The sequence below is a fragment of the Tsuneonella sp. HG249 genome (assembly GCF_053819205.1).
Genome location: NZ_JBSOQY010000001.1, coordinates 1434045 through 1447253, shown reverse-complemented (window position 1 = coordinate 1447253; position 13209 = coordinate 1434045). Strand labels below are relative to the sequence as shown.

Below are 13209 nucleotides of genomic sequence, written 5' to 3'. Positions count from 1 at the left end.
TGCAGCACGCCGCGTGCAACGGGTGATGGCCGACAGCTTGGCCTTGTCATAGTGCGCCGCAATCGCCATTGAGCCGCCGAGCAGCGAGGCCCGCCCAGCCGATGACCATAAATCACCCGTTCGAAACCGCGGATGGCGACAAGCTCCGCGAAGAGTGCGGCGTATTCGGCGCTATCGGAGCGATGGATGCGGCAGCCGTGACGGCGCTCGGCTTGCATGCGCTCCAGCATCGCGGTCAGGAGGCCGCGGGAATTACCAGCTTCGACGGCCAAGAGTTCTACTCGAGACGCGGCCAGGGGCATGTTGCCGAGAACTTTTCCTCGCATGGCGCGCTTGCCGAATTGCCGGGGACAATGGCCGCCGGCCATGTCCGTTATTCCACAACCGGCGGCGCCGGACTGCGCAATGTGCAGCCGCTCTACGCCGATCTGGCCTCGGGCGGCTTTGCCGTCGCACACAACGGGAACATCTCGAACGCGCAGACCCTGCGCGATCAGTTGGTTTCCAAGGGTGCGATCTTCCAGTCGACCTCCGATACCGAAGTGATCATCCATCTCGTGGCCACGAGCCGCTACCCGACGACGATCGATCGTCTGATCGACGCCTTGCGCCTGGTCGAAGGTGCCTACTCCCTGATCGTGATGACCCCAGAAGGCATGATCGCTTGCCGCGATCCCCTCGGCATCCGGCCGCTGGTGATGGGCAAGCTCGGCGACGCAACCGTTTTCGCGAGCGAGACGGTCGCCTTCGATGTCATCGGCGCCGACTTGGTTCGACAGGTCGAGGCGGGGGAGATCGTGCGAGTCGACTTCGATGGCAAGGTCACCACGCTGCGGCCGTTCGGCAATCACCACCCCAGGCCCTGCATCTTCGAGCACGTCTATTTCAGCCGCCCCGATTCGATCTTCGACGGACGCTCGGTTTACGAAGCGCGCAAGGCCATAGGGCGCGAACTGGCAATAGAAGCGCCGGTCGAGGCGGATCTGGTCGTCGCGGTTCCCGACAGCGGCGTGCCGGCGGCGATCGGATACGCCCAACAGTCGGGGGTGCCGTTCGAACTCGGCATCATACGATCGCACTACGTGGGCCGGACGTTCATCCAGCCTGGCGACAGCGCGCGCCACTCGAGCGTGAAGCGCAAGCACAACGCCAACCGCGGACTGGTCGAGGGCAAGCGCATCGTCCTGATCGACGATTCGATCGTGCGTGGCACGACGAGCATGAAAATCGTCGAGATGATGCGCGATGCCGGCGCGACCGAGGTTCACTTCCGGGTCGCTAGCCCACCCACCGCGCATTCGTGCTTCTACGGCGTCGACACGCCGGAGCGCTCGAAACTTCTGGCGGCGCGAATGGACGTCGAGCCCATGCGTGAGTTCATCAAGGCAGATAGCCTCGCCTTCGTTTCGATCGACGGGCTGTATCGGGCGGTCGGGGAGCAATCGCGCAATCCATTGCGCCCGCAGTTCTGCGACGCATGTTTCAGCGGCGACTATCCGACCGCGCTCACCGACCTGGCGATGCGCGAAGAGCGCGAGCCACAGCTGTCGTTCCCTGTCAACAAGGTTGCGTAAGTGACTGACGGCAAAGTGCTCGAGGGGCGGGTTGCGCTCGTGACCGGCGCTAGCCGAGGGATCGGTGCGGCGACAGCGCAAGCGCTTGCCGCTAGCGGCGCGCATGTCGTCCTAACCGGTCGCGACGTCAAAGCGCTCGAGACGGTGGAAGACTCGATACACGCGGCAGGCGGGACATCGACCATTGCTCCGCTCGATCTGTCCGAGGCGGACGGTATTCCCCGGCTTGCCGCTGCCACTGCGCAGCGCTGGGACCGTCTCGACATCTTGGTGATCAACGCGGCATATCTTCCGACGCTGACTCCGGTAACGCAAATCGATCCCAAGCAGCTAGGTCAGGCGCTGACGGTGAACGTGCTCGCTACCCAGGCGCTAATTGCCGCATTCGACCCGCTCCTCAAGCGGGCGGGTCATGCGCGGGTGATTGGCGTCACCACGTCGGTCGCGACGCAGCCTAGGGCGTTCTGGTCGGCGTATGCCGCCAGCAAGGCAGCGTTCGAGGTTATGCTCGACTGCTATGCGATGGAGGTCGAGAAGCTCGGCGATACGCGAGTGGCGATAGTCGACCCGGGTGCGACCCGGACCGCGATGCGCGCCAAGGCCTATCCCGGCGAGGATCCAGCGAGCGTCAAGCCGCCGGAAGACGTCGCCGAGCGCATTCTTTCCTTGCTCGCGCAGGACTTTCCGACGCGCCACCGCGAACGTCCTTAGTAATCGCTTAACCTACCTCCGAAACCATCCGGAAAGCAGCTTGCGGCACCGTCCGCCTAGTCTAACCGCGATGCGCGCGGGAAAGACCTTGAGTGGAACGCCAGCAAGGGCTCGATGACGCCATGATCAACACGCACGAACGCTATGCTCTGGCTTCGCAGGAAGACCGGTGCTCACCGCGCACGAAGATCAGCATCCCCGCGCAGTTGCGCGCTTCGGGCGGCCGCCCCTTTCGCACCGTAGTCCACGATCTGTCGATCTCCGGGTTCTCCGCTGCGGCCATCAACCGTATGCACGTGGGCCAATTCTGCTGGCTGACGCTGCCCGGGCTTGAATCGCTGCAGGCCGAGGTGGTTTGGTGGGACAATTGCATCGCGGGTTGCGCGTTTTCCGAGTTGCTGAGCCCTATCGTGCACGACAACATTCTTACTCGCTATACCAGCGGCGGCGTGTTCCGGCCGGTTATCTAGCTAGCGGCCGCTCGCCGCGATCAACTGATTCACGAGCGCCAGCCGCGCGGTCGAGAACTCGCGGCCGGTCGCTTTGGGCCAGCTCGAGACAATGGCGATTACCATACGGCGTTCGGGTACGATCGTGATCGACTGGCCGAAGATCCCCTGCGCGCCGTAGTTTCCACCCGGGTAGGACCACCACTGGTAGCCGTAGCCAAATCCCGGGCCCGACGGGTTGGTATCTCCGAAATCGACCTGCGGCGCACCCGCGCTGGCGAACCAGCCGGACGGAACCGACGGTTGCCCGCCCTCGAGCGCAAACTGTCCCATCCGGGCGTAGTCGGCGAGGCTGAGCGAGAGGCAGCAACCGCCGATGTTCCCGCCAGTCAGGTCGCTCATCCAGAACAGGCCGCCGGCAAAGCCTGCCGGGTCCACGATCTTGCTTTTGCTGTAGGCTGCCAGCGACTGCCCGGTGGCGGCGGCAACCAAGTCCCCGATCAGATTCGTCTCCAGCGTCTTGTACACCCATTTGCGGCCGGCAGGCGCCTCACGGTCCAGAGCCTTGGCATACGTGATGGCCTGCGATTCACCGGCGACCGGGGCGATCTGAAGCATCTTCGCCACGTCGCTGGCCGGATCCGTGTAGTCCTCGTTCCATTTCACCCCCGAGGTCATCGTCGCCAGCTGCTCGACGCTCACGCCGTCGTAAGCGGTCCCCGCCAACCGCGGCAGGTACTTCGTGACCGGATCGTCCATGTTGGCGATGAAGCCGTCTTTCACCGCCGCGCCCAGCAGGGTCGACGTGAAGCTCTTGGCAACGGAGAAGCTCGTCCAGCGCTGGTCGGGTCGGAAGCCGAGCCCGTACTTTTCGTAGCGCACACGCCCGTCCTGCAGAACCATCATGCCGGCGGCACTCTGCGACGCCAGATACCCATCGAGCGCAGCCAACGTGGCTGCGTCGAAGGGCGTGCCAGCGGGAAGGGCTCGCACCTTTGCCGCCGGAGCCACCTCGATGCCGGCAAAGTAGTCCTCCATGCGACGGAAACGGTCGGCCCGGGTCGCATCGTCCCAGAACAGCACTTGCTGGTCCGCCAGTGGCACGACGTTGCGCGGCTGCGTGACTCGTACCGGCTGCTCCCCCGGTACCGTGGCGCACGCGGTCAACGCCAACGCGGCCAGTGCTATGGACAGATGGCGCATCATTGCTCCTTGATCAGGGTCACTTGGTGAACGTCGATCCCGCATCCCCGGAACCCGCCTTCGCAGTACATCAGGTAGTAGCGCCAAAGGCGCACGAAGCGTTCGTCGAAGCCGTCGGGCAGGCGGCCGTCCGCTACCGCGGCATCGAAGTTGATCCGCCACAGCCGCAGCGTCTCGGCATAGTCCTGTCCGAAGTCCGCCTGTTCGGTCCATGCCAGCCTGCGCTCTTCCGCCAGTCGGCGGAACTCGCTGGTCTTGATCAGCAAGCCGCCCGGGAAGATGTAAGCCTGGATGAAGTCCGCGCTCTTGGCATAGGCCTCGAACAGCTCCTCCTTCATCGAGATGAACTGGATTGCCGCACGCCCGCCCGGCTTCAGGTTGCGCGCCACGCAGTCCAAGAAATGAGGCCAGTATTCCCGGCCCAATGCTTCGACCATCTCGACACTGACGACCGCGTGGTACTGTCCCTGCGTGTCGCGGTAGTCCTGCTTGAGAAAGCGAGGGTTGGCCGGATCGTTCGCCTTCTCGCGGCACCACGCGAGCTGTTGGTCCGACAAGCTGATCGCATCGACCTGGGTGCGGCCCGATCCAGCCGCCGCATGCGCCAGCATGCCCCAGCCGCAGCCGATCTCGAGCAAGCTCGCGGCCTCGTGGGCGCGAACTCTGTTGAGCATCGCGGTGACTTTGCCGAGTTGCGCGTAGTCGAGCGAACTCAGGAACTGGGCGGCTTTCGACGGGCGATCCGAGGCGTCGAAGATCGCGCTCGAGTAACACATGCTTTGCCCAAGCCATGCCGCGTAGAAGTCGTTGCCGAGATCGTAATGGGCGTGGATGTTTCGCGCCGCTCCCGCGGGCGTGTTACGGTTGAGCCAGTGGGCGAAGCGGGCGGCCCAGCGGAAAGGGCCGCGAGCCCGCCCGGTGTCGCCCAGGGCCTCGCCATTGGCCATGAACAGCGCGAAGACCGGCACCGGGTCGGGGCTGTCCCACTCTCCCGCCTCCCAAGCCTGGTACCAACCGATCGAGCCGTTGGTCGCGAGGCGGAGCAGAGCACGCCAGTCGCGGATGTCGACCTCCGCCGCGAAGCCGGGCGAACGCCCGCCCAGCAGCCGCGTGCTGCCATCGGGCAAGCGACCAAGGATCGAACCGACTTCGAGGCCTTCGTCGATGCGGTCGAGCATCTTGTGAAAGCCCGGCGCGATGAGACGCGCGAGCAGGCCCGGGCTGCGCTCGAATCGCGCGCCCGCGGTCAATAGGGAGCCGCCCCTCTCAAGCCCCTCCGCTCGCATCCCGTCGTTATGAACCCCTGCCCCTGTATCTTCAACTACCTGCGCGCGTCGCGGTACGCAGCCAGAGCACGTTCACGCGCTTCCTTGTGTCCGATGATCTTGGCCGGATAGGATCCTCGCCGCTCGTCGGGCGGATCGTGGATTTCCGCATCGTCGAAGTGGGCCAGCTCGGGCACGTGTTCACGGATGTAGCCCGCCGCGCCAAACTTCTCGCTCTGCGCCAGCGGCGCCATGATCCTCACGAACATGTTGCTGTCGACGCCGGTACCCGCGACCCACTGCCAATTGACGCCGTTGTTCGCGTAGTCGGCGTCCACGAGGCAGTCCCAGAACCACCGCTCGCCCTCGCGCCAGTCGATCAGCAAGTGCTTCACGAGGAAGCTCGCCGCGATCATCCGCACTCGGTTGTGCATCCAGCCGGTCCGCCAAAGTTGTCGCATGCCGGCATCGACGATCGGGTAGCCGGTCAAGCCGCGCTGCCAGGCGCGCAAGTCGGCCATCGCCGCCGCGCCGGTCCGCCAGATGCTGCCGTACCCTTCGCGATAGCTCTTCGCCGGATAGTCGGGAAACTCGGCGATGACGTTCTGCGCATAGTCGCGCCAGATCAGCTCCTTGGCGAAGGTCTGCCAACCTTGGCCGCGATGGCCGAGCGCGTGCCATACCTGCGCCGGCGACAGCTCGCCCCAGTGGAGGTGAGGGGACAAACGCGAGGTACCGTCCTCCGAAGGCTGGTTTCGCCCGCGATCGTAGGCGCCCACTTCGTCTGTCCATTCGGCCAGCCGCTCACGCGCGGCCGCTTCGCCGACCCGCCAGAACGCGCGCATCCCGCCCGCCCAGTCTGGTTTGTCCGGCAGCAGCTTCCAGTCTTGAAGGGAGTCCGACCGCGGCCAGCGTTCGGGGGCGTCGAAACTGGTTGGAGCGGGCAATGGCTCGGCAGGCGGCATTTCGTCGAAAACCGCCCGCGAGAACGGGGTGTAGATCTTGTACGGCTGACCGGCGCCTGTCCGCACCGCGCCGGGCGGAAGGAGGTAGTTGCCGTCTTGCAACCGCAGGTCGAGCCGCCTGGCGAGCGCGGCCTCGACCTTGCGCCACCACGGCTCATAGTGGGCAACGGCATGGACCGAGCTCGCCCCGGTTTCGCGTGCAACCGCCGCGATCTCTTCCACCGCATCGCCCTTGCGCAGCACTAGGCGCGAGCCGAGCTTCGCGAGATCGGCGGACAGGCTGGCGAGCGATTGGTGCAGCCACCACCTTGACGCTCCGCCCAGCGCATGCTCGCCGGCGGCCGCATCGTCGAGGACGTAGACCGGGATCACCGGACCGCTCTGCGCCGCGGCATGAAAGGCCGCCTGGTCGGCGAGCCTGAGGTCGCGGCGGAGCCAGACGATCTGCGGTTCGCTCATCGGCCTTGGAACCGCTGCCGTAACGTGCTGGTTGCTCGCAGATGGACGACATCATTCGCGATTCTAACCATCTGCCCGCCGAGACCGTCCGCCTGCCGGCGCGCGGATTTCACATCGACCGGCGCAAGGCGCTGATCGCGGCCGCGGTCTGCTGGACGGGCTTCGCCGTTATTGTTTGGTTGGTTTTGAATGAAGGCACTGGCGGGTTTGACGAGTTCGGGCTGCTCGCCGCCCGCCGCGAGGGCGACCACGAATTCGCCGGCACCCATCTGATGCTCGAGATTGTGCGCGATACCACGGCTCTGGGCGGCGTGTTCCTGCGCAACCTGTTCGCGATTGGCGCGGTGGTAGCGCTGCTGTTTCTCTCGCTGCGGCGCGAGGCGGTGTTGTTCGCGATGACGGTGGCCGGCGGGTGGATCGCCAATAGCGCGCTCAAAGGTATCGTCGGGCGCGAGCGGCCGCAGATCGTGCCGCACCTGATGGAGGCCGGCGGCGAGAGCTTTCCGAGCGGCCACAGCTTCAACTCGGCGGTGGTCTACATCGCGATGGCGCTGGCGTTCGCCTCGATGAGCCGGCGGCATTCGGTGCGTTACACCCTGATCGCCAGCGCGATGGTGCTCTCTGCGATGATCGCGTGGAGCAGGGTGATGCTCGGCGTCCACTTCCCGAGCGACGTGACCGCCGGCTGGCTCGGCGGTGCGGGTTGGGCGTTCCTCGCGGCGGCGCTGCTCTACAAGCCCGCCCGAGCAGCGGCGGACAGCGAGGCGGCCGAGACGCTCGACCCGACTACCGGGCACACTTGAGCCCGCTCAATTCTACGGAAAATCGGTCTCTCGCGAGGGCATCGTAGTATCGCGCGTCGCGCAATCGGTAGACTCCGTCGAGTCCAGGCTCGACGAACGGCGCCCGCGACCATTTCACGAAAGCGCCGACTTGCGGGTCGTTCGCCGCAAGCTCAGCAAGGTTGCATCGCGACAAGGGGACGCCCGGCAAGGCGGTGCCGTCGACTGCGTAAAGCCCGTTACCGCCGGTGATAACCTGGCGCCGTGTGAAGTCGAACGGGGGCGGACTAGCGATGATGGTCGCCTGACCCGTGGGCGCTTCCGCTACCGTGCTTTCGGCGTTCCGGGTGATCGCCGCATTGAGCCCGACGTAGGCCAGCGCGACCGCCAGCCCGATGCGCGCGGGCCTCTGCCAATCGCCACGTTGCTTTTCTCTTCGCAAAGAGAACCAGGTGGCGAAACCCATCAGCGCCCACAGCCAGACGTCGATGATGAACAACACGTCGCCGTAGAACCAGCGGGTCGAGAAGGGTTCGAGCAGGCGCACGCCGTAGACGTTGAGCCAGTCGAGCGCGGGGTGGGTCAGCGTGGCGAGGAACGCCAATGCGAAAAGCGACACGAAGTTGACGCCTAAACGGCTCTCCGGCCGCGTCCCGCGTCTCGCCTGCCAGCGATCGAACCACCACAGTCCGCCCCCAAGCAGCAGCGGCAGCAGGACCATGGCGATCGGTCCGTGGGTGATCCCCCGACGGAACCCAAGGTGCTGGACCCCGTCGAGCCAGAGGAAGCACGCCGCGTCAATATCGGGAATGTTCGCGCCGATGATAAGCGCGGGCATCGCGAGGCCGGTCTTCCGCTTGAGCCCCGCCTGCCCGATCAGCGCGCCGACCAGGCTGTGCGTGAGATTGTCCATCAGCGCCCCACGGAATTGTTGGACTTGGCACAGTTGGCACACTGTTCAGGCGCTAAATATCCACCGCCGCCGCGCGCGCCGGAGTTACTGTGGAGAATGCGGGTCCAGATCGGCATGGCAGCGGTGGTAGCGCGGCTGCACCGAGTAGGAAAACGCTAAAGCAGCGGTTCCTCGGCGTTGGGCCCGCCCTGCCCCGGCGGGCGGCTGCTGACCGGATCGGCGGCGTTGTCGCCCACCGTCCAGCTTTGCCCCTTGCCGAGCAGGCGCGCGAGGTTCGCTTCCTTGCCCGCGCTGGCCTTCTGCCGCTCTTCGGCGACCGCCGCCTCGAAGGTGGGGCGCGGATCATCGTAGAGAACGCCGAGCGCCATCGGGAACGGGCCGAACGGCATCTCGACCAGCATGTGGGCGAGGCTGCGGTTGCGGACGTCGTGGACGATCACGCCTGCCGCCTGCCAGTCGCCGTTTTCCACCGAGACGACCATCAACCGCAGGTTCTCGCGGTCAAGGCCAATTCCTTGGGTGCCGCCCGCGTACAGCATCGGCTGCCCGTCCTCGAGCCACAGCTGGCGGTCCTCGGCGCCCTTGGGCTGCGCGAAGTCGTCGAACACATCCTTGTTGTAAACGACGCAGTTCTGGAAAATCTCGATGAAGGCCGCGCCTTGGTGCGCGTGCGCCGCGATCAGCACTTCGGGCAGCTTCTTCGACACGTCGAACCCGCGCGCGACGAACCGCGCCCCAGCGCCGAGCGCGAACGCCGCGGGCCGCGCGGGGTGATCGTAGGAGCCCAGCGGCGTGGTCGGGCTCTTGGTCCCCTCGCGGCTGGTGGGCGAGTACTGGCCTTTGGTGAGGCCGTAGATCTCGTTGTTGAATAGCATGATCTGCATGTTCACGTTCCTGCGAAGAACGTGCATCAAGTGGTTGCCGCCAATCGACAATCCGTCGCCGTCGCCGGTCACCAGCCAGATATCGAGCTCGGGGTTGGCGAGCTTCACGCCCGTCGCCACTGCCGGCGCGCGGCCGTGGATGGTGTGGAAGCCGTAGCTTTCCATGTAGTAAGGGAAGCGGCTCGAGCAGCCGATGCCGCTGATAAATACAGTGGTCGCCGGATTGGCGCCGATCTGCGGCAGCGTGCGCTGCACCGCCTTGAGGATCGCATAATCGCCGCACCCCGGGCACCAGCGAACCTCCTGGTCGGTCTCCCAGTCCTTGAGCGTGGTGGCGAAGGGGGTCATGTCGTTCATGCGTCGTACTCGCTCTGGGGCGATTTGAATTGCGGGCGGAGCGAGCCATCGTCGTGGCCGCTTTCGGGCGTGGGGAGCTGCTGGAGGTTGGCGTCGACCTCCCCGCCCTCGTTGCCCGGGATGCCGTCGAAGAACTTGCCGATCGCCGCCTCGAGCTCAGCGATCTGGAACGGTTGGCCGCTGGTCTTGGTCAGCGGCTGCGCATCCACAAGGTACTGGTCGCGCAGCACGGTCTTGAACTGGCCGGTATTCATCTCGGGCACCAGCACGTGGTCGAAGCCGCGCAGCAGGTCGCCCAGGTTGGCTGGCAGCGGCCAAATGTGGCGCACGTGAATGTGGCTGACGTCCATCCCGCGGTTGCGCGCGCGGCGCACCGCCTGGTGGATCGGGCCGAACGTGCTCCCCCAGCCGACCACCGCGAGTTTGCCGGAAGTCTCGCCGAGGCAGACGTCCTGATCGGCGACCGTCACGCCGAGCACCTTGTCGCGGCGGGCGTCGGTCATCGTCTGGTGGTTGGCGGGCGAGTAGTCGATGTGGCCGGTGTCGACCGCCTTCTCGATCCCGCCGATACGGTGCATCAGGCCGGGCGTGCCCGGCTTGATCCACGGCCGCGCGCCCTTGGCGTCGCGCTTGTAGGGCAGCAGGATGTCGCCCCCATCCCCATCCTGAGCATTGCGCTCTTCGAGGAACGCCGCCGGGAACGCGGCGAAGCTCGCCGGGTCGGGCACCTTCCACGGCTCGGCGGCGTTGGCGATGTAGCCATCGGTCAACAGCATCACCGGCGTCATGTACTCGACCGCGATGCGGCACGCCTCGATCGCGCACTCGAACGCGTCGCCGGGGCTGCGCGCGGCGACTACCGGCATCGGCGCATCACCGTTGCGGCCGTAAACCGCCTGGTAGAGGTCGCTCTGTTCGGTCTTGGTCGGCAGGCCGGTCGAGGGGCCCCCGCGCTGCGAGTTGACAATCACCAGCGGCAACTCGGTCATGATCGCCAGGCCCATTGCCTCGCCCTTCAAGGCAATGCCGGGACCGCTCGACGAGGTGATCCCCAGGCTGCCGGCGTAGCTTGCCCCCAGCGCGGCGCAGATCGCGGCGATCTCGTCCTCCGCCTGGAAGGTGGTGACGTTGAATTCCTTCAGCCGCGCGAGATGGTGAAGGATCGCGCTGGCCGGGGTGATCGGATAGCCGCCGAAGAACAGCGGCAGGTGAGCGAGTTGCGCGCCGGCGACCAGCCCCAGGCTAACCGCCTCGGCGCCTGTGATGGTGCGGTAAAGCCCCGGCGCGCTCTCGATCGGTTCGACCCGCACCTGACGCAACGGGCCCGACAGCTCGGCAGTCTCGCCATAGGCATGCCCGGCGTCGAGCGCGGCGATGTTGGCGCCGGCAAGCTCGGGCTTTCCCTTGAACTTCGCGTTGAGCCAGTCGTGGATCGGCGCGCGCTCGCGGTCGAACATCCACAGCGCTAGGCCCAGCGTCCACATGTTCTTGCAGCGCAGCGCGTCCTTGTTGCCAAGGCCGAACGGCTTCACCGCCTCGATAGTCTGCGCGCTGATGTCGAACGCCAGCACCTGCCATTTGGCGAGGCTGCCATCTTCGATGGGATTGGCGGCGTACTTCGCCTTCTCGAGATTGCGCTTCGAGAATTCACCCGTGTCGATGATGATCAGCCCGCCGGGCTTCAACGCCTCGAGGTTGGTCTTGAGCGCGGCCGGGTTCATCGCCACCAGCACGTCAGGAGCGTCGCCGGCGGTCTCGATTGCGGTGGAGCCGAAGTTGATCTGGAAGGCGCTGACGCCGAACAGCGTGCCCTGCGGGGCGCGAATCTCGGCGGGGAAATCGGGGAACGTGGCCAGGTCGTTGCCAGCCAGCGCGGTCGACAGCGTGAACTGACCGCCGGTCAGCTGCATCCCATCGCCGGAATCCCCGGCGAAGCGAACCACGACTGCATCGGGGCTTTCAGGACCGACCGCCGCTTGCGGCATCTCGGCGGCTTGAGTCGCCATTTCAATTCCTTGTCGTGCACCGTTGAGCGGTGCTTTCAATCGAGGGAGCGGCACCTAGGAACCGCTATCCCCTCCCACAATCAAGTTTTTCTCCCCGGGGGAGAAAATGTCGAGTGGAAAAGCGACGGTGCGGCGCTAATCATCCTGAAACGCAACTTACCGGAGAGCGATCCATGGCCGAAGCAGAGCATTACGTCCGCGAGGACGTGCGCGGATTTCTCGACATGCTTAAGGCGATGGGCGGCCCCGAACTCGACGAAGTGCCACTGGAGCAGGCGCGCGCGTCCTATACCGCGATGGCGCAGCTGGCAGAGATCGAGCCGCGCGAGCTGGCGGTGGTGCGCGACCTGACCTGTCCCGGGCCCGACGGCGAGATCCCGCTGCGGCTTTACGATGCGCGCGAGCACCGCGAACCGGGCCCGGCGGTCATGTTCTTCCACGGCGGCGGCTTTGTCATCGGCGATCTGGAAACCCACAACGCGTTCTGCACCGAACTGGCGGCTGGGCTCGAAATGCCGGTCATCGCCGTGCACTACCGCTTGGCGCCGGAAGCGCCCTTCCCCGCCGCCCCGGACGATTGCGAAGCGGCCACCCGCTGGGTCGCGGGAAGCCCTGCGGAACTGGGCTTCCAGGTCACCGGCCTCGTTATCACCGGCGACAGCGCGGGTGGAAACCTGACGATCGTGACTACCCAGGCCCTTACCGACAAGCCGGCGGCGGTGCCGGTGCTCATGCAAGCGCCGATCTATCCGGTCGCCAGCGCGGTGGAGGAGACCGGCAGCTACAAGAGCTTCGGCGAGGGATTCCTGCTCACCGCGCGGACGATGGAATTCTTCTCGAGCAGCTACGCCGCCGATCCGGAGGACAAGCGCAACTATCCGATCCTGCACGAGGACCACGGCAAGACACCGCCCACCGTCCTGATCACCGCGGGCCTCGACCCGCTTCGCGATTCGGGCCGCGAATATGCCGCGCACCTGATCCAGAGCGGCGTCGACGTCACCTACATCGAAGCGCGGGGGAACATCCACGGCTTCATCACCGTTCGCAGGGCCGTGCCGAGCGCGCAGAAGGACGTCGCGGCGCTCATCGAAGCTATCAAGCTCATGCTCGAGCGGCATTCCTGAGGATTCCGACGTGAAGAAGCTCGGTTACCGTCCCTGCGTGGGCGTGATGCTGGTCAACGCCGAGGGCAAGGCCTTCGTCGGCAGACGGATAGACAACAAGGAAGGCGACTGGTGGCAGATGCCCCAGGGCGGCGTCGATCCGGGCGAAGACCTGAGCGATGCCGCGCTTCGCGAATTGGCGGAGGAAACGGGCGTTCGGGCAGTCATGGTGTCGATCATCGGCCGTCTCGAAGAGCCCATCCGCTACGACCTGCCGGAGGAGCTCGTCGGCAAGCTGTGGGGCGGAAAGTACCGCGGGCAAGAACAAGTGTGGTTTCTGGCCCGCTTCTCCGGCTGCGACGCCGACGTGAACCTGGAAGCGCACGATCCACCCGAGTTCTGCGAATACCGCTGGGTCGACCCGGAAGAGCTGCCCGAGCTGATAGTGCCCTTCAAGAAGCGCGTCTATCGCACCGTCCTGGAAGGATTTCGGGAACTCGTTTAGGCCTCAGGCAGCGCAGCGGTAGGCCGCAGA

12 protein-coding genes are annotated in these 13209 nt (G+C 65.7%); 6 read left to right on the top strand and 6 right to left on the bottom strand.

The window, feature by feature from the left end:
- Window positions 1–101 precede the first annotated feature (101 nt).
- The 3 genes from purF to ACWPM1_RS07275 all read left to right on the top strand — a co-directional run bounded on the left by purF (window position 102) and on the right by ACWPM1_RS07275 (window position 2755).
- Window positions 102–1574 (top strand): amidophosphoribosyltransferase, encoded by a 1473-nt coding sequence (gene purF, locus ACWPM1_RS07285; RefSeq protein ID WP_455694175.1) that lies wholly within the window; start codon window positions 102–104, stop codon window positions 1572–1574.
- Window positions 1575–2285, top strand: coding sequence for an SDR family NAD(P)-dependent oxidoreductase (locus tag ACWPM1_RS07280; protein WP_455694174.1), 711 nt, complete (start codon window positions 1575–1577; stop codon window positions 2283–2285). It begins immediately after the preceding gene.
- A gap of 122 nt (window positions 2286–2407) precedes the next feature.
- A complete protein-coding gene (locus tag ACWPM1_RS07275; protein ID WP_455695137.1) occupies window positions 2408–2755 on the top strand; it encodes a PilZ domain-containing protein in 348 nt (115 codons plus the stop codon).
- Here the strand turns inward: ACWPM1_RS07275 and ACWPM1_RS07270 are convergent, their stop codons facing one another.
- From ACWPM1_RS07270 to ACWPM1_RS07260, 3 genes are read right to left on the bottom strand one after another with little or no spacing between them, the layout of a single operon-like run.
- Window positions 2756–3937 carry a serine hydrolase domain-containing protein gene (locus ACWPM1_RS07270; protein WP_455694173.1) on the bottom strand — a complete coding sequence of 394 codons (1182 nt, stop codon included), beginning with the start codon at window positions 3935–3937 and terminating at the stop codon, window positions 2756–2758.
- Window positions 3937–5223 carry a class I SAM-dependent methyltransferase gene (locus ACWPM1_RS07265; protein ID WP_455694172.1) on the bottom strand — a complete coding sequence of 429 codons (1287 nt, stop codon included), beginning with the start codon at window positions 5221–5223 and terminating at the stop codon, window positions 3937–3939. The genes ACWPM1_RS07270 and ACWPM1_RS07265 overlap by 1 nt, the downstream gene beginning before the upstream one ends.
- A 35-nt stretch (window positions 5224–5258) precedes the next feature.
- Complete coding sequence (locus ACWPM1_RS07260; RefSeq protein ID WP_455694171.1) at window positions 5259–6626, bottom strand: cryptochrome/photolyase family protein; 1368 nt, start codon at window positions 6624–6626, stop codon at window positions 5259–5261.
- Between the two features lie 41 nt (window positions 6627–6667).
- Here ACWPM1_RS07260 and ACWPM1_RS07255 point away from each other — a divergent pair, with 41 nt between their 5' ends.
- Complete coding sequence (locus ACWPM1_RS07255) at window positions 6668–7429, top strand: phosphatase PAP2 family protein (protein ID WP_455694170.1); 762 nt, start codon at window positions 6668–6670, stop codon at window positions 7427–7429.
- Here ACWPM1_RS07255 and ACWPM1_RS07250 read toward each other — a convergent pair.
- From ACWPM1_RS07250 to ACWPM1_RS07240, 3 genes are all read right to left on the bottom strand, one after another.
- Window positions 7413–8321, bottom strand: coding sequence for a metal-dependent hydrolase (locus ACWPM1_RS07250; protein WP_455694169.1), 909 nt, complete (start codon window positions 8319–8321; stop codon window positions 7413–7415). The two genes, ACWPM1_RS07255 and ACWPM1_RS07250, sit on opposite strands and share 17 nt — an antisense overlap.
- 155 nt (window positions 8322–8476) lie before the next feature.
- Window positions 8477–9562, bottom strand: coding sequence for a 2-oxoacid:ferredoxin oxidoreductase subunit beta (locus ACWPM1_RS07245; protein WP_455694168.1), 1086 nt, complete (start codon window positions 9560–9562; stop codon window positions 8477–8479).
- A complete protein-coding gene (locus ACWPM1_RS07240) occupies window positions 9559–11568 on the bottom strand; it encodes a 2-oxoacid:acceptor oxidoreductase subunit alpha (protein WP_455694167.1) in 2010 nt (669 codons plus the stop codon). The genes ACWPM1_RS07245 and ACWPM1_RS07240 overlap by 4 nt, the downstream gene beginning before the upstream one ends.
- A 173-nt stretch (window positions 11569–11741) precedes the next feature.
- On the opposite strand from ACWPM1_RS07240, the gene ACWPM1_RS07235 reads away from it, so the two are divergent.
- Both ACWPM1_RS07235 and ACWPM1_RS07230 read left to right on the top strand, forming a co-directional pair.
- Window positions 11742–12695 carry an alpha/beta hydrolase gene (locus ACWPM1_RS07235; RefSeq protein ID WP_455694166.1) on the top strand — a complete coding sequence of 318 codons (954 nt, stop codon included), beginning with the start codon at window positions 11742–11744 and terminating at the stop codon, window positions 12693–12695.
- 10 nt (window positions 12696–12705) lie between these two features.
- Window positions 12706–13179 (top strand): RNA pyrophosphohydrolase, encoded by a 474-nt coding sequence (locus ACWPM1_RS07230; protein WP_455694165.1) that lies wholly within the window; start codon window positions 12706–12708, stop codon window positions 13177–13179.
- Window positions 13180–13209: the final 30 nt, after the last annotated feature.